Raw genomic sequence first — 25414 nt, 5'->3', positions numbered from 1 at the left:
GATATAATGTTATGATAAAAAAATTAGGAGGAGTTTGTAAGTTGGAAGAAAGAATCACAATTACTATGTTTATTTTGGCCACTTTAATTTGTATGAAAGCCTATTCGAAAGAAGGAAATAATAAGGCTTCTATTCCTGTAAAGGTGAGAGCGGAGATTGTTGAACCGATTAAAGTAGTCGAAGTTGCTAAGGTGAGTGGAGATACTATACAAATAAAAGGAAACAACTTGAAAAATGCCGTAGTAAAAAATTCAAATAACATGACAGAAGGAAAAGATGGATCGCGTTATTATAAATTAAAAGATAAAAATAGTAAAATAATTGAAGTAAAAGTAGAAATATAAAAAAAATCCCACATTTAAGTGGGGTTTTTTTTATTTTATATTCAGTGATAAAACAATTCCTTTTCCTTCACCTTCAACCTTAAAATTATTTCCACAAACAATAGCAGTATCACCAGATTCTAAAAGATACTCGTTGTTATTTATATATATATGTTTAGTATTTTCTAAATTATAAAAGATATTGATAGCTTTATTAGATAATATTTCACCAGAAAGATTTTTATCAGTAATATGAAAAGTTAGAAGCTCTACATCCTCCTTAAAGATAAGGTTGAAATCTTCACTATCTTCTTCTGCAACACTTTTAGTGTTACTATCTCCTGAAAAGAATATATGAGACATAGGATTTAAAAGATATTCATTGCTATCTATCTCTAATTTTATGTGTCCTTTTAAAAGAATAAGAAGTCTTTTATAATTATTAAAATGTGTGAAAGTGTATGCTCCCTTATTAATTGTAGCTGTAGAAACTCTAAAGTTAAATGGGCTATTTAAAGTTGAACCATCAGGAAAAATATAAAGTTCTTTTGAAACTCCTCCAGCCCATGAAGATTCTTTTTGATTTTCTTTTCTAATAATTTTATAATCCATAGTATTCTCCTCCATATCTTGAAGTTATCTTACTACTTTTATATAGCTCATAAACTCCGAATAATCAAGAGTAAATTTAGAAAAATAAAAAAACTCTCTAAATTAAAGAGAGTTATGCTGTTTCAACCAGCGTGTTTCCATCTTTGAAAGTCTGGATAACACTATTATTTATATCAGTAGCTTCTAATCCTAAAATTATTAAATCTAGTAATTCGTCAATTGTTTTACCCTTTAGCAGTTCTTTTATATTTTCCTCTGGCATTATATTTTACACCTCACTAAAAAAGTTTTTAATTACACTATAATAATACAAAAATTTTACCGAATAGTCAAACAAAAAAGAGATTTTTTTTTAAAAAAATGTTATAATTTTTAAGCAAAATAACTTTTAATAGAACAAGAGGGTTGAGATGAAGAAGATATTATTACCAGTGTTAGTTATAATCTCTATTTTTATGATGGCGGTTTATTCACCAAAATTGAGTCAAGGCTTGAAAGGGAAAGCTAGATTCCCACAAGAGTTTGTACAGGGAGAGGTTGTAAAGGTTATAAAAGAGGATTTGATGAAGGATCCAGTTGTAAAAGGTAAATTTAGAGGAAGCCAAACTCTAGAGGTTAAAATACTCGAAGGAAAGTACAAAAATCAGGAATTCGTAGTTTATAACTCTTTAAGTGCACTACATAATGTGTATGCTGATCAGGGCTTGAAGGCAATATTCACTGTGAAAGAGGAAGGAACTAAACCAACGGTTTGGTTGTATAATCTTAAAAGAGATAGATCGATATATGTTTTAGGAGCTATTTTTATAGGAGCCGTAATTCTATTAGGTAGAATGAAAGGTGTGAAATCATTATTAGCACTAGCTTTTACAGGGTCTGTAATAATATATATTTTGTTACCGCTTTTATTTAAAGGAGTTGACCCTATTTCGACGTCAATACTACTTTCATCAATAATAATTGTTGTGAGTTTTTTATTGATAGGGGGCTATGATAGGAAAACATATTCTGCTATAATAGGGACGATATCTGGAATTACAATAGCAGGATTAATATCTTTTGGTTTTGGTAAAATTATGAGATTGAGTGGCTTGAATTTATCAGAGGGGCAGCAGCTGTTATATATAACAAGAGATTTCAGATTGCAAATAGAGGGATTACTGTTTGTTTCAATACTGATAGCATCATTAGGGGCTGTTATGGACGTGGCTATGTCTATTTCATCTTCGGTTAATGAAATCTATCAACATAAAAAGAGTCTAACGTCAAAGGAGTTATTCCACTCTGCAATGGAAATAGGAAAAGATATTGTTGGGACTATGATTAACACTTTAATTTTAGCTTTTGCGGGTGGATCGTTGCCACTGATGATGATGATATGGGGTTATGGAATGGTATATCAACAGTTTATTAATATACCAGCAATAGCTATAGAGATTGTCAACGCATTAGCAGGAAGTATAGGAATAATAGCAACTGTACCTGTAACAGCAGTTGTATCAATATTATTAATAAAAAGAAAAGGGGAGGAATATTAGTGAGAAGTACTAAGTTCTTTGTTTTAGGAGCACTTTTATCGTTAGCTTTAGTTGGTTGCGGGAAAAAAGAAGAAGCACCTAAAACAGCAACAAACACAGAGGTTAAGGAGTATTCTGAGAATAAGCTTAACTTAGAGAAAAAAGTTATAACAAAAGGAGAGGCGGGAGCAGAAGAGGTAATACTATCGTTTGCAGCGACATCTGACGTTCACGGAAGAATCTATCCATATGAGTATGGTATCGACTCTGAGGATAAAAGTGCAGGATTTGCTAAAACTTATACAATTGTAAAATCTTTAAGAGAGCAAAATCCAAATTTAATATTAATGGATATTGGAGATACTGTTCAGGATAACAGTGCTGAGTTATTCAATAACTTAGAAACACATCCAATGGTAGAAGCTATGAACACAATGAACTATGATGCTTGGATTTTAGGAAACCACGAGTTCAACTTTGAAAAAGATTTCTTATTAAGAAATGTTAAAAACTTTAAAGGATCTGTAATCTCTGTAAATATAGAGAATGAAGATGATGGTTCTAAGTTTGTATTACCTTACCAAATCTATGAGATAGAGGGAGTAAGAGTTGCTTTAATGGGAGGAATACCACCTCACGTTCCTATGTGGGAAGCATCAGCACCAGAGCACTTCAAAGGACTTACTTTTGAAGACCCTATGACAGCTGTAAAGGAAACTTTAGATGAACTAGAAGGAAAGTATGATGTACTTGTAGGAGCGTTCCACTTAGGAAGAAAAGATGAGTACGGAAAAACTGGAGTATTTGATTTAGCAGAAGCTTATCCTCAATTTGATTTAATCTTTGCAGGACATGAGCATGCTAGATATGTTACAGATGTAAATGGAACGACAGTTCTTGAGCCAGGAGCTTACGGATGGGGAGTTTCAAACGGAGAGATTAAAGTAGCTAAGAAAGATGGAAAGTGGCAAGTACAAAATATAGTTGCTAAAAACATTGAAACTAAAGATGTAGATGCTGATGCAGCTATGTTAGATCAATTTAAAAATGTTCATGATGAATCAAGAGCAGATGCAAACAAAGTAGTAGGAAAAGTAAACGCTAAGTTTATTGAAAAAACTGATTACATAACAGGTGAAGATAAAGTTACAACTATGCCAACATCTCAATTAGAAGATAATGCAATCATTGAGTTAATCAATGAAGTTCAAAACCACTATGCTAAGTCAGATGTATCTGCAGCAGCAGTGTTTAACTTTGATTCAAACTTAAATGCAGGAGATTTCAAAAAGAAAGATGTTGCGTTCATCTACAAATATACAAACACACTTATGGGTGTAAATATGACTGGAGCTAACTTATTAAAGTATATGGAGTGGTCAATGGATTACTACAATACAACAGAGCCAGGAGATGTAACTATATCGTTCAATCCAAAAGTTAGAGGATATAACTACGATATGTTTGATGGAGTAAACTATAAAGTTGATATTTCAAAACCAGCTGGAGAGAGAATAGTTGACGCTACAATAAAAGGAGAGGCGATCGATCCTGCTAAAGTATACAAGGTAGCTGTAAACAACTATAGATTTGGAACTCTTTTAAACTTAGGACTTGTGACAACTGAGGACAAGTATTATGACTCTTATGAAGAGTTACAAGATGGTGGAAGAATTAGAGACTTAATTGTTAGATATGTTCAAGAGAATTTAAATGGAGAGTTAACTCCAAAAGTTGATAACAACTGGTCAATAGTTGGATTTGATGAAAACGTTCCAGGAAGAGCGGAGATAATTGAAAAAATCAGAACAGGAGAGATAAAAATTCCTATGTCTGAAGATGGAAGAACTCTTAATGTTCAATCAGTAAACATTAATAGTCTATAATAGAAACAAAAGTAAAAAAGAGGAGATGTTTTTCCTCTTTTTTTTATTTACTTTTATGATAAATAGAGTTACAATAAAAGGGATTGTAAGAATTATGTATTAAATAAAACGGTATTTATATAAACTATGGGAGGCAAAATGTATCTATTAAAATTTAAGAAAAACTTAGTTGAAAAAGTATGGGGTGGAAGAGGGTTTGAAAAAACTTTAGGCTTTGATTTACCGACTGAAGAGTTGTATGGAGAGTCTTGGGAAGTTAGTTGCCATCCTTCAGGAATGTCTTATGTTGAAAATGGAGAGTTAGAGGGGCAATCTTTAGAAACGTTATTCCAAAAATTTGGAAAAGAGCTTGTAGGAAATGAAATAATAGATAAGTATGGAGAAAAGTTTCCTCTTTTAATAAAATATCTAGATATAAATGATAAGTTATCAGTACAGGTTCATCCAAGTGATGAGTATGCTTTAAGAGTAGAAAAAGAGTTTGGAAAAAGTGAAGTTTGGTATGTTATGGAAGCTAGCGAAGATGCTAAATTAATCTTAGGGTTGAAACCAGAGATTACCCCAGAAATATATAAAGAAAAAGTAGATAAAAAAGATTTTACAAACCTATTTAATGAAGTTAGTGTAAAAAAAGGTGATTTTATAGACGTTAAACCAGGAGTAGTTCATGGTACATTAGAAGGTTCTATTTTAATATGTGAAATTCAACAAAATTCAGATACAACATATAGAATATATGATTTTGATAGAGAAGTAAATGGAGTAAAAAGAGAGTTACATTTAGACAAGGCTATGGATGTTATAAAATTTGGAGAAGAGGTTGAAGTTAGCTCTGAATTATCAAGAGAAAAGATAAAAGAGCAAGATGCAACGATAGAAGAGTTAATAAGAGGAGAGTATTTCTCAATTGATAGATTGTTAGTAGATGGAAAGTTTACAGATGAGAAGTATAAAAACTTTAAAATATATTCAATGTTAGATGGAGAGGGATTCTTAGTAGCAGAGGATAAAAAATATAATGTCAAAAAAGGGGATACTTACTTTATTCCAGCAAATAAAGAAGTAGTAATAGAAGGAAAACTTGAGGTAATGAAAAGTTACATTTAGAAGCAAAGGGGGGATTTTATGTCAACAACGGCAATAACACTGCTGAAGATTTTATTGCACGGGGATATGCATATAGATGAGATTGGGAAATATATAAATTTGGATACGAACACTATAGAAAGAAATATGCAGACGTTAAATGAATATTTAAAAGCAAACGATATGAATGTAGTAAAAAAAATTAATAATATTTATAGTTTAGAAAATAAAAATGATGGGTTTGCAGATTTTTTTTCAAAATTAGATGTTTTGACTTCTGATGAAAGAATAGATATTTATTGTATAAGATTTTTATTGAAAGGTTATATTAATTTAGAAAAAGAAAGACAGCAAATGGGGGTTTCAAGAACAACGGCGATAAAAAATTTTAAGAGAGTTAGAGAACTTTTAGAAACGAATAAAATTTTTATAGAATCGAGAAACTCTAAGGGGATTTTCTTAAAAGAATCTAATAATACAAGGATAACTGAAATATTATGTGATAAATTGATGAGATTGTTTGCAGAGCGAGATTTTCTTTCTAAAAAGAGAAGAGAACTTTTAGAAGAGATCAATATACTTGATGAAAAAAGCTTTGTTAAAATCTATAAGGAGATTACAGATGTCTTTAAAATAAGAAAGTCAATATTTACATTTTATGCAATATACTCAATGGCTCTTATAGAAAAACATAAAGGTGTTTTGTGTTATGATAGCCCAAATATAGACACAAAAGAAAAAACTGAAGAGATAATGGAAAGACTTAATAACTTAAATAATTCAGTAGATATATCTGAAAACTTGAAAAATGCAATAGGAAGTGTTCTGTTGAAAGGTAAATACTATATGTCCTCAGATTATCCTATTGAGAAGCATTTTAGTAGATTTTCAAATAGACTTCAAGAGGTATTTGGAATGAATAACGATGAAACAAAAAGATTGGAGAATTATATTTTAAGTTATTTTGCGATAGGCTATTTAGATAAAAAGTATGGGGTTCTTTGGGTTAGAAAGAACCCTTATTCGGTAAAGTGTCGAAAGCTAGGAGAGATTATCGAGAATATACTGAATGAACTTAATCTTGAGATGATGTATTCAGACATATTGAGGTTAGCTGGTGCTATATCTAGATTTTTTATGGAAGAGGAGTATATAGAAGGGTTTAAGATTCTGAGTGTATCTAGAAATTTGGATGAAGAATACAACGAGAGAGTAGTAGCATGTATGAAAGAACTGTATCCAGATATTGAATTTTATTATCAATCTTTTTTAGAGTTTAGATTTAATACTGAAGATGAAATTAAAGAGTTTGATTTAATAATTTCAGATACAGAAAGCTATTCGATAAAGAATTTAAGAAAAGTGAATGCACTTAGTGTACGAGAAATTCAAAGATGTTTTATAGAATTTGTTTTAGATAAAAGGTTTAAAAAAGCGGGACTTTTATAATATGTTTTTTTTGATGTAAAAAAATAAAAAAAAAGTATATATACAGTTAACATTAAAAATGGTATTCTAGTTATACAAATCCTTTTCTCTAATATATTCCCCCTAATATATATTTGAGAAAGTAAATTCCAGAAGAACTCCACCCCCCCGGAGTTCTTTTTTTATTTTTTGAAAATTTGTATAACTTGTGATAAACTTTGGTAGGAAATTTCAGCTGAAGTTTTAAGGGGGGAGTAGAGTGAAAGTTTTATTACTTTTGTTATTGATTCATATAAAAATATTTTCTTTTGAGTATATACCAAAAACATCTCAAGATAAATTGAATTATATAAAATTAAAAAGAGAAAAAGTAAAGGTCGGATTAGTTGAAAATCAATTTTTAAAAGAGGAATTTCAGAATGAGAGTTTGATAGTTTATATTAAAGATTTTTTAGAAAACTACTTGGATTTAGATGTAGAGTATCAAATTGGAAGTGAGGAAGAGATAAAGCATCTTTTAAAAAATAAGAGTGTATCTATAGCAGCATTGATACCAAAAAGATTTGGAAACGAAGAGGGGATAATTTATACAGATGAAGTAGTGGAGAGTAAATATAAAAAACTAGATCGAAGTGGAACAGCTCCTTTAAGTTTCGGAGTAAGAGTTTCGGATAGTAGTTCGTTAGATGTAATAAATAATGCTCTTCGGTATGGATATCAAAAAAGAATTGATGAGTTTTTGATAAAAAAAAATAGAGAGTTAAGAAAAAATATTTTTTTAAAAAGTTTAACAGAAGAAGAGTTGGAATATTTTAAAAAAATTAATACAAAAGAATTTAAAATTGCCTATATAGAAGCGAATACATTAGCTTATTATTCTACATACAAAAAAGGTTATGTGGGGATTTTACCAGAAATAATAAATGTATTAGAGAAAGAGTTGGACTTTAGAATAGAGGAGGTAAAAACAAGGACAGGAGAGTTCTCTGAGGTATATAATCTTTTTGATAAAAATTATACAGATATAATTTCGATGGGAATCTGTAGTGATAAAGATTGCTCAACTAAAAGTGAATTGTCGTTTACTCGAGAACTTTTTAAAATACCAATATATAGAGTCTACAATGAGAATGTTTTGAATGTGAGTGAAAATAAGATAGGGGTTGTAAAAAAATCAATTGAAGGGATGAGAGTAAACTCTATCTATTTACCTCAAGATTTAATATTTTTTTCATCACAGAATGAAATGTTAAAAGCATTTGCTAACAATAAACTAAAAAGTATGATAGTTTTAGATATAAATAGGGTAAGTCAAAAAAACACTAGAGCAAGAATCGTAAATGTTATGGGGATTCATCTAGTTTTAAAATCTAAATATAGTTTAGAGAAATCAATTTTAGATAAAATTTTTGAACACTATATAGATTTTGAAGAGTTAAATGAGAAGATTGAAAAAGATAGAAATGAGATTTTAATAACAAAAAATTTAGAAACTAAAAATCATCTGTTTTTATTGAAAAGTGGTGTCACTCTTTTATTTTTCATGTTTATAACCTTACTTTTTAATTGGAGTCGAAGCATTAAAATAGAAAAACAAGTAACTTTTGATGCTTTAACAGGATTGTTTGGAAGAAATACATTTGATAAGTTTTGTAAAAATGAAAAATATGAAAAAGGGGTTGCAATACTTATTGATTTAGATAATTTTAAAGCTGCAAACGATAAGTTTGGACACCATGTGGGTGATGAGGTTTTAAAAGAGTACTCTCAAATAATAAAGAAAGTTTTTAGAAGTGAGTTTGGAGAGCAGAATCTGTTTAGAATATCTGGAGATGAGTTTTACTGTTTTATAGAGAAGAATAACTATATAATCATAATAGATGAGTTGATAAGATGTTTGAAAAGAAGTGATCTTTTGAAAAGGTGCGAAGTAGGGTCTAGTATTGGAATTTATCAGAAAAGAGAAAAGGATTCTATGAAAGAAGCCTTTATGTATGCAGATGTTGCAATGTATAGAGCTAAAAAAGAAAAGGGACACACATTTTTCTTAGTGGAGGAATCTAACTTTTTTAAAGATAAGGAATCGATGATTTTAAAAAAACTTATGCAGAAAAATAGCTACACATTGAAACTAAAAAGAATTAAAAACAGATATCTAGATGAAGATATTGTGAGTATTATTCCTGAGGTGATATTAGAAACACAGATATTAGGTGAAGTAGAATATAAAACTTTTATTTTAGTAGCTGAAGAGTTAGAGATGTTAGAAAAAATAGAGTTAGAAATTTTAGAATTGGTTTTAAAAGGAATAGAGGTTTATAAGCGGAATAGGGATGTGCGTGTAGTTGTTGATATGCACTTAAAGACATTGTCGGTTAAAAATATATGGGAAAAAATTGAAGAGATATTAGACCGTTGTAATATAATTCGAATCAAAATCAATTTAAATCTTTTAGAAAGTAAAAATGAAATTGCTTTAAATGAGGTATTTGATAATTTATTTCAACTGAAACTCTTAAAGATTGATTTTATTATGAAAGATTTAAATATTAAAAGTAAAAAAGGACACCGTTAAAGTGTCCTTTTAATTTTAATATTATCTATCAGATATAGATTCTACACCTGGTAATTTTTTACCTTCTAAATACTCAAGAGAAGCTCCTCCACCAGTAGAGATGTGAGAGAACTTGTCAGCGAATCCTAAAGAGATAGCAGCAGCAGCAGAGTCTCCTCCACCGATGATAGTTGTAGAGTTTTCTAAGTTAGCGATAGCTTCACAAACTCCGATAGTTCCTTTAGCGTAGTTAGACATTTCGAATACACCCATTGGTCCATTCCATACAACTGTCTTAGCTCCAACTAATTGCTCAGTGAATAATGCAACAGTAGCAGGTCCTACGTCTAATCCCATCTCATCAGCAGGAATAGCATCTACAGATACAACTGAATGAGGAGCATCGTTAGAGAACTCTTTACAGATTACTGTATCGATAGGTAAAATGATTTTTCCTTCTGCTTTTTCTAATAATGATTTTGCTAATTCTACTTTATCCTCTTCAACAAGAGATTTTCCTGTATCTTTTCCTAAAGCTTTGAAGAATGTGAACATCATAGCTCCACCGATTAATATTTTATCAGCTTTAACTAATAAGTTTTCAATAACTCCGATTTTGTCAGAAACTTTAGCTCCTCCTAAGATAGCAACTAATGGTCTCTCAGGTGCATCAACAGCTCCACCGATGAACTTGATCTCTTTTTCCATTAAGAATCCAGCAGCAGTGTTTCCTTCTCCGATGTTAGCAGCGATTCCAACGTTAGATGCGTGAGCTCTGTGAGCAGTTCCGAATGCATCGTTAACGAATAAATCTCCTAAAGAAGCCCAGTACTTTCCTAATTCAGGATCGTTTTTAGACTCTTTTTTACCTTCTAAATCTTCGAATCTAGTGTTTTGGAACATTAAGATTTCTCCATCTTTTAAGTTAGCAACTGCAGTTTCTAACTCTTCTCCTCTAGTAGCGTTGATGAAAGTTACTGGTTGTCCTAAAAGCTCAGCTAATCTCTTAGCAACAGGCTCGATGTTTCTCTTTTCTAAATCAGCAGCTTCTTTTACTTTTCCTAAGTGAGAGAAAGCGATTACTTTTCCACCATTTTCTAAAACGTATTTTATAGTTGGTAAAGCAGCTACGATTCTGTTTTCGTCAGTTATTTTTCCATCCTTCATAGGAACGTTGAAATCAACTCTCATTAAAACTTTCTTTCCAGCTACTTGTAAATCAGTTACAATTTTCTTTGCCATTTTGTATGAACCTCCCAAAAATTTTAAAATTTATTTATATTTTCTTAAAAAAAAGCGGAACTAGATAGTCCCGCTATTCTGTTTATTCTGTTTTTCCTAGATGTTCTAATTACTTAGAGATTTCTACGAATAATTTTAAAGTTCTGATTAATTGAGCAGTGTAAGACATTTCGTTATCGTACCAAGAAACTGTCTTAACTAATTGCTTATCTCCAACTGTCATAACTCTTGTTTGAGTTGCATCGAATAAAGATCCAAACTCGATTCCGATGATATCAGAAGATACTAATTCTTCTTCAGTGTATCCGAATGATTCGTTAGCAGCAGCTTTCATTGCAGCGTTGATTTCAGCTACAGTTACTGGCTTCTCTAATACAGTTACTAACTCAGTTAATGATCCAGTGATTACTGGTACTCTTTGAGCAGCTCCATCTAATTTTCCAGCTAATTCAGGAATTACTAATCCGATTGCTTTTGCAGCTCCAGTTGTGTTAGGAACGATGTTAGCAGCAGCAGCTCTAGCTCTTCTTAAATCTCCTTTTCCGTGTGGTCCATCTAATGTGTTTTGGTCATTAGTGTAAGCATGGATTGTAGTCATTAAACCTTCTACGATTCCGAAGTTGTCGTTTAATACTTTAGCCATTGGTGCTAAACAGTTAGTAGTACAAGAAGCTCCAGAAATTACTGTTTCTGTACCATCTAAGATGTTGTGGTTAGTGTTGTAAACTACAGTTTTGATATCTCCTGTTGCAGGTGCAGAGATAACTACTTTTTTAGCTCCAGCTTCTAAGTGAAGTCCAGCTTTCTCTTGAGAAGTGAAGAATCCAGTACACTCAAGAACAACGTCTACGTTTAATTCTCCCCATGGTAAGTTTTTAGGATCTCTATCAGCTAAAACTTTGATTTCTCTTCCGTTTACTGAGAATCCTCCTTCGATAACCTCGATAGTTCCGTTGAATCTACCTTGTGCTGAGTCATATTTGAATAAGTGTGCAAGAGTTTTTGCGTCTGTTAAATCGTTTATTGCTACTACCTCAAACTCTGGGTTGTTGATCATTAATCTTAATGCTAATCTTCCAATTCTTCCGAATCCATTAATCGCTACTTTAACTGCCATTTGGAAACCTCCTAATAATTTATATTTGTTTAATTTAAGTTCGTAATAAAGTATTTTTCTTTTTCTTTTTGTAATGCTTTCTTTCGTTATGTCTTAATGATATATTATCTTTTAGAATTTGTCAATTTATTCGTGGGAACTAAAATTAATCTTTTTATGATTACTTTTTCATTAAAATTATAGTATAATAAAAAAAATAAAAGTAAGGGAGAAAAGAAACATGCTGAAAATCTTACTATTTTCTTTCATATTATGTTGTAGCTTAATAGCGAAAGATCATACTGTATTGTTAGAAAATGAAAATAGTTTCTTCTTTTATAAGGAGGGGCGAGAGTACAAAGGATTATATCCCAAGATATTCCAAGATATAAGTAATAGAAGAAATATAAATTTAATAGTAAAAGAGTTAGATACTAATTTAATATTGGATATGGAAAAAGGTAAAGATATTTTAATTATGGATCTAATCGAGACTGTTGAGAGAAGAAAAAAGTATTATTTTATTCCAACGTTTTTCTATTTAAAAGCTAATATGTACTTTTTAAACGCTGAATATATAGATGTGACAAATTTCTATAAAAAAAGAGTAGGAGTAATAAAAGGAACGTACATAGACAAGGAGTTTTCTGAAAAATATGAGTTTTTAAATAGTGAAATTATTGATATTGAAACAAGAGAAAAAGGTATTCAAATGTTGAAAAGTGGAGCTATCGATGGCTTTGTAGCTGATAACCAATATGGGTTTATTGATACTTTGAGTAAGATAGAGTTGAATAGAATCCCTACAATGGTGACAACTTTGGCTGTTCCTAAAAGTGAAAAAAAGCTATATGAAGATTTGAAAAAGTATTTTGAGAATATCTCACCAAATAGTTTGAAAGATATGATTAGTGAATCTAGAAGAGAATTTTATAAAGATAAATTTAAGAATAAGTACGAATCTTTAAAAAATCGAGAAATTAATGTTGTTTTTCCAGGAGAAAAAAGTAATTATCCGTTGTATTATTCAGAAGATGGAGAGGAAAAAGGGATAACAGCAGAATATCTATCTGATGTGGCAGATATATTAGGATTGAAATTAAATAGAATAGTTTATGCAGAAAGTAAAGATTGGGAAGATAATCATATAACTGCTGCAGCAACAATTGAGACAAGTGTTGAAAAAGGTGATAATTATACAAACCCTTATTATACATTGACACCGGTAGTGTTTAATAGAAAAGAGGATGGGTTTATAACAAACTTAATAGAGGCTAGAAAAGAAAGATTTGCAGTAGTTGATAATAGTTATTATATGGATTATTTAAGAAAAAATTTGAAAGAAGAAAATTTTGTATATGTGAAAGATATGGATGAAGCAATTGAGAAGATTAGAAAAAATGAAGCTGATTATAGTATTGCTGATTACAAAACTTTGATAAATAAACTTTATAATAGTGGTTATGATCAAGAGTTAAAAATTGCGGGTATTTTAGACAAGAAATACAATCTAGCTATGGTTATTCGAAAAGATGAAGAGGAGCTATTTGAGGCTTTAAAAGAGATTTCGGCGAGTTTCTTAAATGAAAATATGACTAAAAATATATACTGGTTGAAAAATAATTATGAAGTTACTGATTATAAAAGACTAGTGGCAGTTTCTTTGGGATTATTTTTAATAAGTTTAATTCTTATGTATAGAGCAAAAAAAGGATTGTTGGAGAAGAAAAAATATCAAGAGTTGATGATGTCGTTGGTTTCATCATTAGAAGCTGTAAATCAATTTAATGACTTTGAAACAGGGAATCATATAAAAAGATTAAATATGTACTCTGAACTATTAGCTAACAAATTAGGATGTAGTAAAAAGTTTTGTGAAGAGATTGGAAGTGTTGCATCATTACATGATGTTGGAAAGATTGGAATAGATAGAAGTGTTTTGAAAAAACCAGGGAAACTTACAGAAGAGGAGTTTGAGGTAATAAAAGCACATCCTGAGATAGGGTATGAAATAATAAAAAAATCTGGTGTCAGCGTGATGGCTGAAAATATAGCAAGATATCACCATGAAAAATGGAATGGAAAAGGATATCCAAAAGGATTAAAAGGAGAAGATATTCCTTTAGAAGCTAGAATAGTATCTATAGTTGATGTGTATGATGCCTTGAGGCAAAAGCGAGTTTATAAAGAGGGATTTAGCCATGAGAAATCGATTGAGATAATCAAAAAAGAAAGTGGAGAAAGTTTCGATCCAGAACTTGTAAGACTATTTTTAGAAAACGAATTAAAGTTTGAAAGATTATTTAATAGTAATAATTAGATATAAAAGAGTTGAGTGATTTGAGAAAATCACTCTTTTTTATTATCTTAAATATCTTTATATTTGAAAATATATTTTCAAATTAAAAATTAAAGGAAAAATAATTTATTTTTTTCTTGATTTTTTTGAATTTTAAATATATAATTCATCTTGTGAAAAAAAGAAAGATGAGGAGTGAGTTTGGTGAAAAAATTAAGTTTAACAAATAAGATTTTTATGGCATTGATTTTAGGTGTTATCAGTGGATTGATATTGTATCCTTTTAAAGAGAATGTTTTGGTTAAAAAATATGTTATAGATTTCTTCTTTAATTTTTTAGGAACTGGATTCACAAGGGCGATTAGAATGATAGTAGTACCTTTAGTATTTTGTTCTTTAACGATGGGTGCTGCAGGAGTTGAAGATATAAAAAAATTAGGTAGAGTTGGAATAAAAACGTTGACATTTTATTTAGGAACGACAGCTGTGGCAATCACTTTAGCATTAGGGGTTGGGTCGTTAATAAATCCTGGAAAAGGTGTTGTGTTATCTCAGATATCGTCAACAACTGTAAGTGTTTCTGAATCTAAGCCGTTTGTAGATATTTTGTTAGGGATGATTCCTGTAAATCCAGTAGAAGCTTTGGCTAAAGGAGATATGCTTCAAATAATAGTTTTCTCAATAGTTTGCGGAGTGGCAATGGCTTTATTAGGAGATAGAGTTTCGACAGTTAGAAAAGGTATGGAGGAGTTAAACAGTTTAGTTTTAAAAATGGTAGAGATTGTAATGCACATAGCTCCATTTGGAGTTTATGGATTGATCGGAAAAACTTTTGCAACTTTGGGATATGCAGCTATGCTACCATTGTTAAAGTATTTTATAGGTGTTGTAGTGGTTCTGTTTTTACACTATTTAATAACTTATCAGAGTTTACTTATTTTAATAGCAAAGTATAATCCTTTGACATTTTTAAAGAAATTTTCAGGTCCGATGATAGTAGCATTTTCAACATCATCGAGTAGTGCAACACTACCTGCTTCAATGGAAACTTTACAAGAGGAGTTTGGAGTTTCAAAAAGTATTTCATCATTTACACTACCTTTAGGAAGTACTATAAATATGGATGGAACAGCTATAATGCAGGGAGTTGCGACAATATTTATAGCTCAGATATACGGTGTTTCATTGACGATGGGAGATTTTGTAACGGTAATTATAACAGCGACATTAGCATCAATAGGAACTGCGGGTGTTCCAGGAGTTGGAGTAATCATGTTAGGAATGGTATTGCAACAAGTTGGATTACCTTTAGAAGGAATGGCGCTTGTTATGGGAATAGATAGATTCGTAGATATGTTTAGAACTGTTGTTAATATAACAGGAGATGCAGTTTGCACGTTGATTGTGGCTAAAACCGAGGGGGAAATGGTTAGAGAAGAGGATGCCACATCAATTAAAAGCAATAAATTAGCTTAAATGCTAAAATGAAAAATGCCTTCACTATTTTAGGAAGGCATTTTTTATTTATTTTCTACTATATAAATATATAGTAGAGTTTAGCTATTTACTTTGTGTAAAATCTCTTTGAAGTCATCAGGAAGCGGTGCTTCAACTTTGATTTTTTCATTAGTTTCTACATCTGTAAAGATAAGTTTGAAGGCGTGTAAAAGCTGTCTTTTGGCTCGAATATCTTCGCCACCATATAATTCATCACCAAGAATAGGATGACCAACTAAAGACATATGGGCACGTATTTGATGAGTTCTACCTGTAAATAACTCTAGTTCAATAAGAGTTAAATTATCCTCAGGGAAACGCTCTAAAACTTTCATACTTGTTTTAGCTGTTTGTCCACCCTCTTCAGGAGACATCTCTTTTCTTCTAAGTTCGTCTCCCTCTTTTCCTATAGGAATTTCGATCATCATTTCATCTTCTTTGACAATACCCTTAACAATAGCTTGATAGAATTTAGAAACCTTCTCTTTATCACTTTGTAAAAAAGCTTGAGTATAAGCGTTTTTAGCTACAACAATAAGTCCAGAAGTGTTCATATCTAGACGATTGAAAAATCTAGGTGGTTGAATTTTTCCTGTTTGTTCTTGAAGATAGTGGATTACTCCGTTAGCTAAAGTTAAGTCTGTTTTTTTTGTTGTTGGATGAACAACAAGATAAGGATCTTTATTGATAATAATTAGGTTCTTATCTTCGAACATAATTTTTAAATCCATTTGAATAGGTTTGATTCCAACTTCTTTTTCTTTCTCCTTAACTAAAAGTCTAGCATTTTTTTTAACTTGTTTGGTTGTTTTAACTCTTTTTCCATTTAAGTAAACTTCTACATTTCTGATACCTCTTCCAGAATATCCTTTTTCTTTTAGGTATTGAGATATTTTCATATTGTGAAATTCAGCTTCGACAGTAAATTTTTTCATATGTCCACCTTTTAAATAATATTATTTTTTAATATTTTATAATGAAATTGAGAAAAAAACAATCTTTTGATTTTAAAGTGATAAAAAAGTGATCGTTTTAACACTAGTGTATAAGTATACTAGTGTTGTATAAAATTAGAAAGAGAAAGGTGTTTCAAAATTAAAAACTTTATCAAAAAAATAAGGAAATAAAACTATGACCATTTAACTTTCGACTAAAAATTCAATTTTAACCAAATATAAAAAGTTCGTAAATAATGGTTTACAAAAAAACATAAAGGTTGTAATATAAACACATGAATGGTTGACTAAAAATTCAAATAATGGGGAGGCAAAGTAAGAATGGGATACAAAATAACAGCAGAAAATTTTGATAGCTTGTTAAAAAATCTTAGCAAAGAGTATAAAGTATATGCTCCAAAGAGATTTCCTAAGCAAGGAAGATATTCGGATACGGATATTGTAAGATATGATAGAGTTTATTCGGCAAATGAGATTGTGCATGAAGAGAAATCTGATTACGCAGCTAAAGAAGCTCTTAGCCCAATAACAGAAACAGTTTTATATTTTACTGATGCAGATTACAGAGAATCAAAAGTTGTTGATGAGAGACCAATGCTTGTATTTGCAAGAGCTTGCGATATACATTCGATTAAAAGATATGATGATATATTCTTAAAAAATGGTGGGTTTGAAGATTCGTACTACAAAAGAATGAGAGAAAAAACAAAGTTTGTTTTAATTGAATGCCCTAAAAATGGATGGGATACTTGCTTCTGCGCTTCGATGGGAACTGGATCGGCAGACGAGTATGCTTTTGGAGTTAAATTCTTAGATGGAGAGGTTTTAATAGAAACTAAAGACTCTGAATTTAACACTTACTTTGCAGGAAATGAAGAGTTAGAGTTTAAAGTGACTCCTGTTACTGAAAATGTGAGAACAGTTAGAATACCAGAGATAAATGATAAAGAAACTCAAATCGCAGTTAAAAGTTTAGAGATGTGGAAAGAGTTTGATAAAAGATGTTTAATGTGTGGAAGTTGTACTGTATCTTGCTCAACTTGTACTTGTTTTACAACATATGATATGAACTACACATCGGATTCAAATGCAGGGGAAAGAAGAAGAATAAATGCTTCTTGCCATGTAGATGGATATACTGATATGGCTGGAAACCACTCGTTTAGAAAAGCTGGTGGAGAGAGAATGAGATTTAAAGTTATGCATAAGATTCACGACCATAAAAAGAGATTTAAAGAACACCATATGTGTGTTGGATGTGGAAGATGTGATGATAAGTGTCCAGTATTTATATCGTTTGCAACTACTGTAAATAAATTAGCAGCAGAAGTTGATAAACTAAATGGAGGTGCTAAATAATGCAAAATTTAATAATGCCAACGCCATACAGATTATTAGATGTTAAGCAAGTTACTGATATTGAATTTTTATTTAGAGTTGAATATCCAGCAGCTGGAGATATAAAGTTTGGACAATTTATGCAACTATCTCTTCCTAAAGTAGGGGAGTGTCCAATATCAGTTACTGATTTCTCAGCTGAAGAGGGATGGGCAGAGTTTTTAATCAGAAAAGTAGGAGTAGTAACAGACGAGATATTTAATCTTCATGCAGGGGACTTACTTCCAATGAGAGGACCTTATGGAAAAGGGTTTGATGCAATTGATATAAAAAATAAAAAAGTGATTATCGTAACAGGAGGATCAGGACTAGCTCCGGTTAGATCGTTAATCAATCATATACATAAAAATCCAGCTGAAGTTCAATCAATGGAGCTACTATTTGGATTTAAAGATGACAACTCAATACTATTTAGAGATGAGATTTTAGAGTGGAGAAAAAAGCATCCAATGGTACTAACAGTAGATAAAGGGTGCGGATTAGATGGGGAGTGCGTAGGACTTGTTACAGAATATGTACCTCATTTAAAAATGTTATCAAATGAGTTTCATGATTTAGAAGTTGTGATTGTTGGACCACCTAATATGATGAAATATACAGCTATAGAGTTTGAAAAATTAGGAGTTCCTACTGATAAAATTTGGGTATCTTTCGAAAGAAAGATGTCGTGTGCAATCGGGAAATGTGGTCATTGTAGAATAGATGAAGTTTATGTTTGTCTAGAAGGACCTGTATTTAATTATTCTCAAGCTAAATATCTAATCGACTAAGGGGGTATAAAGAGTGAATCACGATATTAATATAACTAAAATGAAACTGAATTGCTTCCGTCAATCAAAAGTTCCTGGGGAGTTCATGATCCAACTTCGTGTTCCAGGAGGGTTAATTGAAGCTAAATATTTAAAGGTAATACAAGATATAGCAGAGAGATGGGGAGATGGAACTTTCCACATGGGTATGAGACAAACTCTAAATGCCCCTGGTATTAAATTTGAAAATGTAGAAGCTGTAAATGCTTATTTAGAAGAGTATATAAAAGAAGTAGATGTTGAGATGTGTGGAGTTGACATGGAGGTTAATAAAGCTGGTTATCCAACTATAGGAGCTAGAAATATAATGGCTTGTATAGGTAACTCACACTGTGTAAAAGCAAACATAAATACTTGGGAGTTAGCAAGAAAGCTTGAAAAGCAAATCTTCCCAAGCCACTATCATATTAAAATGGCGATAGCAGGATGTCCAAATGACTGTGCTAAAGGTCATTTTAATGATTTTGGAATAATCGGAGTAACAAAACCAATCTATGTAAAAGATAGATGTATTGGTTGTGGAAGATGTGTGAAGGTTTGTGATCACGCTGCTACAAGAGTTTTAAAACTAGAAAATCATAGAATTGTTAAAGATTCTTGCTGCTGTGTTGGTTGTGGAGAGTGTGTTGAAGCATGTCCATCATCAGCTTGGGTAAGACCAGAACAAAAATTATTTAGAGTTATCATTGGGGGAAGAACAGGAAAGCAATACCCAAGAATGGGTAAGATGTTCTTAAACTGGGTAACTGAGGATGTAATTATGAAGGTTATTGGAAACTGGCAAAAGTTCTCAGCTAACGTTTTACATCATAAACCTATGTATATCCATGGAGGTCATTTGATTGATAGAGCTGGATATCAAAAGTTTAAAGAGATGATGCTAGATGGAGTTGAATTGAATCCAGAAGCACAAGTAGCACAAAGAATTCTTTGGGCAGAGACAGAGTATAGAGCTAATATAAATGTTAAACCTATATCTCAACATCCAAGTCCTGGAGAAGCTTACACATTAGAAAAGCCGTTTAATTATGGTGGAGGACACTAGAAATTAGTTTCTAATCCAAAAAATATATTCTAAGTTAATGGGAACCCCTAAAGGGTTCCCATTAGTTATGTTTAGAACTTTGAATTAAGGTTCAAAAAGCTTGATACAAAACCTAGGGGGTAAAAATGGAAGCTGTAAAAGAGAACAAAAAAAGTTTTAAGGAAACAATACTAGATTTATTTAAATTTGAGGATTACTGGGCGATATTACTAGCGACAATTTTATTAATATTTTGTATTTTTATGTATATGGGATCTAACTCGAATGGCGTGTTGGGAAAAGCCGAAGTATATAATGATATAATGAAAAGTGAGGGAGAAAGAGCATCTTTTAAAACGGTTCAATGGCATGAAGCGCAGTTTGATAAGAATGCTTTAGCAATAAAAACATCGGTTTCTGAAACAGTAAAAAATATTTTAGGAAAACCTAAAAAATGGACGACAAATCCTATGGAATCTTTATATTTAAGTGAGGCGACAGCTTTAGAAAAGGGAGCTCCATTTATTAAGGAGTATGAAGAGTCTAGACAAATAACAGCTTTAGCGAGAGAGAAAGCTTTAGAAGCAACAACTTTAGCAGAGGGAAGCATGTTTTCGGATGAAGAGTTAAATAGAGCAGCTACAGCGTCTGTAGATGAATGGCTGATAAGTAGAGATAAAGAGAATAAGTTAAAGGCCAAAGCTGTAGTTAAGCCTTATAACTTAATTCCTAATTTACTTATTTTGTTGGCATCTATTGGTATATATTTTAGTTTAGGAATGAAAAAGATGGGAAGAGATAGAGAGGGATTCTTACAAGGGTTTCCATTTGTATTTTTATTGGCAATGAGTGCCTATCTTTTAGGAGAGCAAGAAACTTTAAAGGCTTGGGGATTAGGATATGTATTTTGGGGATTAGTTTTAGGACTAATTGTAAGTAATACTGTTGGAACACCTAAGAAACTTTTAGCAGCTGCTCAAACAGAGTATTTTATAAAAACTGGATTGATACTTTTAGGATCGACTGTATTAGTAAATAAAGTTTTATTAATAGGAATACCAGGGATATTTGTAACATGGTTTGTAACTCCTGTGGTTTTAGTTTTAACATTCCTATTTGGTGATAAAGTTTTAAAAATGGAGTCAAAGAGTTTAAATATGGTAATGTCTGCTGACATGTCAGTGAGTGGAGTATCAGCAGCGATAGCAGCGGCAGCAGCTTGTAAAGCAAAGAAGGAAGAGCTTACATTATCAGTTAGTATTTCTATAATGTTTACTGCTTTTATGATGATAGCTATGCCAATGTTTATAAAAGCTTTAAATATGGATCCTGTTTTAGGGGGAGCTTGGATTGGTGGAACTGTAGATTCGACAGGAGCTGTAGTTGCAGCAGGAGAATACTTAGGACCTGTAGCAAGAGATGTTGCCGCAACAATTAAGATGATTCAAAATATAATAATTGGTGTAATGGCATTAGGAGTTGCAGCATATTGGTCATTGAAGGTAGATACATCTATGGCCGCAGAAAAGGATTTCTCGTTTAAAGGGTCAATGCTTGAAATATGGAATAGATTCCCTAAATTTATTTTAGGATTTATTGGAGCTTCTTTATTATTTTCTGGAATATATGCAATGTTAGGGATAGATGGATCTAAAATAATAATAGATAAAGGAATGGTTAGTGGATTGATATCTCCATTACAAGGTTGGTTATTCTGTTTGGCATTTACAAGTATTGGATTATCTACTAATTTTGGTGAATTAAGTAAGTTGTTTAAAGGTGGAAAACCAATAACACTTTATATAGTTGGGAAAATAATAAATTTAAGTGTTACATTTGGAGCAGCATATTTAATGTTCCACATTGTGTTCCCAGAGATAACAAAATCGCTTATGAGTTTATAAAGTACAGCTAAAGTAATTTTGGAGGAAATATGATAAAAAAATGGATAGGGTTATTTAGTGGCTTTTTATGTATATATTTTTTATGTTTCTCAGTTTTACCTTTTTTAGATGAGGTTTTGGGTTTTAAGGAAGCGCATCAAAAATTAGCAGAAGAGGATATCGAGTCGGGAGCTTGGTATTATATTTTTGTTAAAAAGGTGGAGCCAAGTTCAGAAAACGTAAGACATACTCTTGCGTATTCGAATAGGAGTGAAGATGAAAAAGATAAAGACTGAGGACTTTTTGGAGAGGGAAACAGCTTTAGCTTTGAAAGTTGCGACAAAGTTGATAGAAAAGCCAAAAATATCGATGATGGTGGTTATATTTCCTTTTTTATTGATTAATTTTATCCAAGACTTAAGAATTTATCGTTATAAGAGAGAGTTTTTTTTAAAAGAGTACCTATTTTTAAAAAAAACTATATGTGAACTTTTGAAAGAAAAAGAACTTTCAGATACAGAGTTAGAGGAGAGAATAGAGAGCATAATAGTCAAAGATAGTAAGTATAGTGAACTTTATCGATGTCAAATAGATGAAGGGATTGCAATAAAAAAATATCTGACTGGAGAGAGAGATGAGATGTTTATGCGTTCAAAAGAGATAGAAACTTTAAAGAGAACAATTGAAATTTTAAAGCTGAATGGAGATGCTTTAGAGACTAGTCAAAAACTTTTGAATATACTTATATAATAATGGTTGTAAAATAAAGGTGAAAACTGCATTTGTATGCAGTTTTTTCTTTTACAATCTTGTCTAAATATGATAAAATATGTTCGAATTTAATTGAATACTAGGGTTTATCAGGGAGGAAAAAATGAATAAAAATTTAAAAGTTTTTGGTTTAATGGGACTGGTTTTAGCTCTTTCTGCTTGTAAGGTGTTACCACCGAAAGATGGAGAATACGAACTAACTCTAGTTCATGTAAACGATGTTCACGGAAGAGCAGTAGAAAGCAAAAATGATGGTGTGGGGTTAGCGAGAGTAAAGACTATAGCTAAAGCATTAGAGCAGGATAGAAATAATGGTAAAGTTTTATTGATAGATGCAGGAGACACTATGCATGGAACAACATTTGCGACTTTAACTAAAGGTGAGTCGATGGTTGAGACATTAAATGCAGTAGGTTTAGATTATGCAACTTTAGGAAATCATGACTTCAACTATGGACAAGAGAGATTAGAAGAGTTACTTTCTATGCAAAAATATAAAACTTTAGCGGCGAATGTTATAGATAAAAATACTGGAAAACCAGTTGCAGGAACTTATGATATTAGAAGAATAGATGGAGTAAAGGTTGGATTCTTTGGATTAGCAACTCCAGAAACATATTTCAAAACAAATCCAAACAATGTAAAAAATATTACAATTGCTGATCCAATTGCAACGGCTAAAACAGTAGTGGCACAAATGAAAAAAGAGGGAGTGAAATTTATAGTAGTGATTTCACACTTAGGAGACGACGAAAGTACGGCTAAGCATTTACAAAGTATAGGAGTGGCAGAAGCTGTTCCAGAAATAGATTTAATTATTGATGGTCACAGTCATACAGAATTGAAAGAGAAGAAGGTTGTAAATGGTGTAACAATAGTACAAACAGGTGAGTATACAAAAAATGTTGGTGTTGTAAAAGTTGATTTCGATAAATTAAAAGATAGAAATGCAGCAATTGACTATACTTTATATACTAAAGATATAATAATGAATGGAGATAATCCAGTACCTGAAGATGAGAAGGTAAAAGCAACAATAGATGAAATATCTAAGAAACAAGAGATGATAACAAGTGTAAAAGTTGGAGAAAATCCAATTTTATTACAAGGAGATAGAGCTTTTGTAAGAACTGGAGAAACAAACTTGGCTCAATTAATAACGGATGCAATGGTTTGGAAAACAGGAGCTGACGTAGCAATAACAAATGGTGGAGGAATAAGAGCTTCTATAAATCCAGGAGAAGTAACAGTTGGAGATATTATTAGTGTATTACCATTTGGAAATTATGTTATAACAAAAGAAGTAAAAGGATCTGATTTACAAAAAGCTGTTGAAAACGGATTAAAATCATATCCAGAATCATTAGGAGCAATGGCTCAAGTTTCTGGAATGACTGTTAAATTTAATGTGAAAAATCCAGCACATAGAAGAGTTTTAGAAATAAAAGTAGGAGATAAGAAATTAGATCCTAACAAGACATATGTTGTAGCAACAAATGACTTTATGGCAGCAGGTGGAGATGGATATACATCTTTAGCTGGTGGAAAAGAGATTGGACATTATCCAGGACTTGATGAAGTATTAATTGAATATATTCAAAAAGTAGGATTAGAAGGAAGAGATAAAGTAGTTCCAAGATTAATACCAAAGAAATAGAAGGGGTTAGGAATGACAAAAGAGGGTTTAAGGAAAATATCTGTAATGGCCTTTATAGGATTGGGATTGCTGTTAGGAATATATGATGCTAATAAGCCGGGACCAATGTTAGTAAAAGGAAGCGGAACAGGTTATAATGGAGAGCTGTCTGTAGAGTTACAAGTTAAGCCAAAAGGAAAAGAATTTAAAATTATAGGTTTGAATGTAACGCATACAGATACACCACCAATTGCAGATCCAGCTATAGAAACTTTAAAAAATCAAGTTTTAAGAAATCAGAATGCGGATTTAGATGTTGTTGCAGGAGCAACATATACATCTGAGGGTGTACAAGAAGCTGTAAAAAATGCAATTGAAAAAATTGGTAAATAATTTAAAAGAGAAGAGGGTTCGATAAGAACCCTCTTTCTATTTATTATGTTTTGTTTTAGCAGATATTAGTAAGCAGGGAAAATTTGGATTTCAACCCTTCTATTTTGAGCTCTACCTGTAGTAGTTCCGTTACTTGCGATTGGTCTATCTGGACCAAATCCGTTTATAGTTATTCTATTAGGATTTACTCCTCTTCTAACTACATAATCAGCAACACTTCTTGCTCTTTTAACTGATAGATCCATATTGTAAGAGTAAGCACCAGTGTTATCTGTGTGTCCAGATATAACTATTCTTGTTTCAGGGTATTGATTTAAAACAGAAGCTATATCATTAAGAGGAGCGTAGAATCCATTTCCAATAACAGATCCGTTAGTTGGGAATGTAACTCCGCCAGGAAGATTAAGATTAATGTAATTTCCTTCATCAGTTACCTTAACTGAAGTGTTTTGTAATCTAGCTTGTAACTCTTTTGTTTGTTGATCTTTGTATGCTCCCCATCCTAGACCAGCAAGAGCTCCAATACCAGCTCCGATAAGAGTTCCTTTAGTATCTTGTCCGATTGCTTGCCCGATAAGAGCACCTATAGCAGCTCCACCAGCAGTTCCAGTAGTTTTACTATTTAGGTTGTTATAACCACCATTAGTAGAAGTACAAGCACCAAAAAGTGAACCAGCTAAAAGAACAGAACAGATAAGTTTTGTATTTTTCATAATAAACCTCCTTAAAACTAAAAATAGTTATAGATATTATAGAAAATATTTTTCCAATTGTATATAAAATATTATTCTTTTTAAATAAAATTAATCCTTCTTTTTCTTAGTGTTAAAAAAAAATAAAAAAAATAAAAAAAGTTTGTTGACAGAAATTATAATTTGTGATACTATAATTATGTAGCGAGCGAAAGCGAGTTGCGAAAATTAAATAGTCGGAATATAGCGCAGTCCGGTAGCGCACCTGCCTTGGGAGCAGGGGGCCGCAAGTTCGAATCTTGCTATTCCGAC

The 25414-nt window shown here is 31.5% G+C and carries 22 protein-coding genes and 1 tRNA gene; 17 read left to right on the top strand and 6 right to left on the bottom strand.

Features of this window, described 5'->3' with window-relative positions:
- The first annotated feature begins 11 nt into the window (after nt 1-11).
- On the top strand, nt 12-344 hold the full coding sequence (locus tag L992_RS09545) for a hypothetical protein (protein ID WP_047395866.1): 333 nt from the start codon (nt 12-14) through the stop codon (nt 342-344).
- 30 nt (nt 345-374) lie between these two features.
- Here the strand turns inward: L992_RS09545 and L992_RS09540 are convergent, their stop codons facing one another.
- Both L992_RS09540 and L992_RS13545 read right to left on the bottom strand, forming a co-directional pair.
- Nucleotides 375-935: a HutD family protein gene (locus tag L992_RS09540; protein ID WP_047395864.1), complete on the bottom strand. Its 561-nt coding sequence runs from the start codon at nt 933-935 to the stop codon at nt 375-377.
- 112 nt (nt 936-1047) lie between these two features.
- A complete protein-coding gene (locus L992_RS13545; protein ID WP_156110674.1) occupies nt 1048-1197 on the bottom strand; it encodes a hypothetical protein in 150 nt (49 codons plus the stop codon).
- Between the two features lie 148 nt (nt 1198-1345).
- Here L992_RS13545 and L992_RS09535 point away from each other — a divergent pair, with 148 nt between their 5' ends.
- The 5 genes from L992_RS09535 (at nt 1346) to L992_RS09515 (ending at nt 9427) form a co-directional block, all read left to right on the top strand.
- On the top strand, nt 1346-2473 hold the full coding sequence (locus L992_RS09535; RefSeq protein WP_047395863.1) for a YibE/F family protein: 1128 nt from the start codon (nt 1346-1348) through the stop codon (nt 2471-2473).
- The gene (locus L992_RS09530) at nt 2473-4338 is read left to right on the top strand and encodes a bifunctional UDP-sugar hydrolase/5'-nucleotidase (protein ID WP_231549779.1); all 1866 of its coding nucleotides are present in this window, start codon (nt 2473-2475) and stop codon (nt 4336-4338) included. The genes L992_RS09535 and L992_RS09530 overlap by 1 nt, the downstream gene beginning before the upstream one ends.
- Nucleotides 4339-4476: 138 nt before the next feature.
- Nucleotides 4477-5445: a type I phosphomannose isomerase catalytic subunit gene (locus tag L992_RS09525; RefSeq protein WP_047395860.1), complete on the top strand. Its 969-nt coding sequence runs from the start codon at nt 4477-4479 to the stop codon at nt 5443-5445.
- An 18-nt stretch (nt 5446-5463) separates the two neighbouring features.
- Entirely contained in the window at nt 5464-6873 is a 1410-nt protein-coding gene (locus L992_RS09520; protein ID WP_047395857.1) for a hypothetical protein, read from the top strand.
- A gap of 238 nt (nt 6874-7111) precedes the next feature.
- Nucleotides 7112-9427 carry a diguanylate cyclase gene (locus L992_RS09515; protein ID WP_047395854.1) on the top strand — a complete coding sequence of 772 codons (2316 nt, stop codon included), beginning with the start codon at nt 7112-7114 and terminating at the stop codon, nt 9425-9427.
- A gap of 21 nt (nt 9428-9448) precedes the next feature.
- Here L992_RS09515 and pgk read toward each other — a convergent pair whose 3' ends face one another.
- A complete protein-coding gene (gene pgk / locus L992_RS09510; protein ID WP_047395850.1) occupies nt 9449-10648 on the bottom strand; it encodes a phosphoglycerate kinase in 1200 nt (399 codons plus the stop codon).
- A gap of 109 nt (nt 10649-10757) precedes the next feature.
- Nucleotides 10758-11765, bottom strand: coding sequence for a type I glyceraldehyde-3-phosphate dehydrogenase (gene gap, locus L992_RS09505; protein WP_047395848.1), 1008 nt, complete (start codon nt 11763-11765; stop codon nt 10758-10760).
- Between the two features lie 220 nt (nt 11766-11985).
- Between gap and L992_RS09500 the strand changes: the two genes are divergently transcribed.
- Together L992_RS09500 and L992_RS09495 are read left to right on the top strand one after the other, a co-directional pair.
- Complete coding sequence (locus L992_RS09500) at nt 11986-14064, top strand: HD domain-containing phosphohydrolase (RefSeq protein ID WP_047395843.1); 2079 nt, start codon at nt 11986-11988, stop codon at nt 14062-14064.
- A 183-nt stretch (nt 14065-14247) separates the two neighbouring features.
- On the top strand, nt 14248-15519 hold the full coding sequence (locus tag L992_RS09495) for a dicarboxylate/amino acid:cation symporter (protein WP_231549778.1): 1272 nt from the start codon (nt 14248-14250) through the stop codon (nt 15517-15519).
- An 80-nt stretch (nt 15520-15599) separates the two neighbouring features.
- On the opposite strand, the gene L992_RS09490 is transcribed toward L992_RS09495, so the two are convergent.
- Nucleotides 15600-16475: an RluA family pseudouridine synthase gene (locus tag L992_RS09490; protein WP_047395838.1), complete on the bottom strand. Its 876-nt coding sequence runs from the start codon at nt 16473-16475 to the stop codon at nt 15600-15602.
- A 342-nt stretch (nt 16476-16817) separates the two neighbouring features.
- On the opposite strand from L992_RS09490, the gene asrA reads away from it, so the two are divergent.
- From asrA to L992_RS09450, 8 genes are all read left to right on the top strand, one after another.
- The gene (asrA, locus tag L992_RS09485; RefSeq protein ID WP_047395837.1) at nt 16818-17855 is read left to right on the top strand and encodes an anaerobic sulfite reductase subunit AsrA; all 1038 of its coding nucleotides are present in this window, start codon (nt 16818-16820) and stop codon (nt 17853-17855) included.
- Nucleotides 17855-18664 carry an anaerobic sulfite reductase subunit AsrB gene (gene asrB / locus L992_RS09480; RefSeq protein WP_047395836.1) on the top strand — a complete coding sequence of 270 codons (810 nt, stop codon included), beginning with the start codon at nt 17855-17857 and terminating at the stop codon, nt 18662-18664. The genes asrA and asrB overlap by 1 nt, the downstream gene beginning before the upstream one ends.
- A gap of 13 nt (nt 18665-18677) precedes the next feature.
- The gene (gene asrC, locus L992_RS09475) at nt 18678-19748 is read left to right on the top strand and encodes a sulfite reductase subunit C (protein WP_052193960.1); all 1071 of its coding nucleotides are present in this window, start codon (nt 18678-18680) and stop codon (nt 19746-19748) included.
- A gap of 125 nt (nt 19749-19873) precedes the next feature.
- Nucleotides 19874-21631, top strand: coding sequence for a YeiH family protein (locus L992_RS09470; protein WP_047395835.1), 1758 nt, complete (start codon nt 19874-19876; stop codon nt 21629-21631).
- Nucleotides 21632-21660: 29 nt separating this feature from the next.
- Nucleotides 21661-21906 (top strand): hypothetical protein, encoded by a 246-nt coding sequence (locus L992_RS09465; RefSeq protein ID WP_047395834.1) that lies wholly within the window; start codon nt 21661-21663, stop codon nt 21904-21906.
- Nucleotides 21887-22360 carry a hypothetical protein gene (locus L992_RS09460; protein WP_047395831.1) on the top strand — a complete coding sequence of 158 codons (474 nt, stop codon included), beginning with the start codon at nt 21887-21889 and terminating at the stop codon, nt 22358-22360. Before L992_RS09465 ends, L992_RS09460 begins: the two co-directional genes overlap by 20 nt.
- A 124-nt stretch (nt 22361-22484) precedes the next feature.
- Nucleotides 22485-24038, top strand: coding sequence for a bifunctional UDP-sugar hydrolase/5'-nucleotidase (locus tag L992_RS09455; RefSeq protein ID WP_052191767.1), 1554 nt, complete (start codon nt 22485-22487; stop codon nt 24036-24038).
- Between the two features lie 12 nt (nt 24039-24050).
- Nucleotides 24051-24410 (top strand): FMN-binding protein, encoded by a 360-nt coding sequence (locus L992_RS09450; RefSeq protein ID WP_047383355.1) that lies wholly within the window; start codon nt 24051-24053, stop codon nt 24408-24410.
- 65 nt (nt 24411-24475) lie between these two features.
- Here L992_RS09450 and L992_RS09445 read toward each other — a convergent pair whose 3' ends face one another.
- Nucleotides 24476-25123 (bottom strand): OmpA family protein, encoded by a 648-nt coding sequence (locus tag L992_RS09445; protein ID WP_052193959.1) that lies wholly within the window; start codon nt 25121-25123, stop codon nt 24476-24478.
- Between the two features lie 216 nt (nt 25124-25339).
- On the opposite strand from L992_RS09445, the gene L992_RS09440 reads away from it, so the two are divergent.
- Nucleotides 25340-25413: transfer RNA gene (locus L992_RS09440), tRNA-Pro, on the top strand.
- Nucleotide 25414: the final 1 nt, after the last annotated feature.

The sequence above is a fragment of the Cetobacterium sp. ZOR0034 genome (genome assembly GCF_000799075.1).
GTDB lineage: Bacteria > Fusobacteriota > Fusobacteriia > Fusobacteriales > Fusobacteriaceae > Cetobacterium_A.
This window is presented reverse-complemented; position numbering and strand designations above follow the sequence as displayed.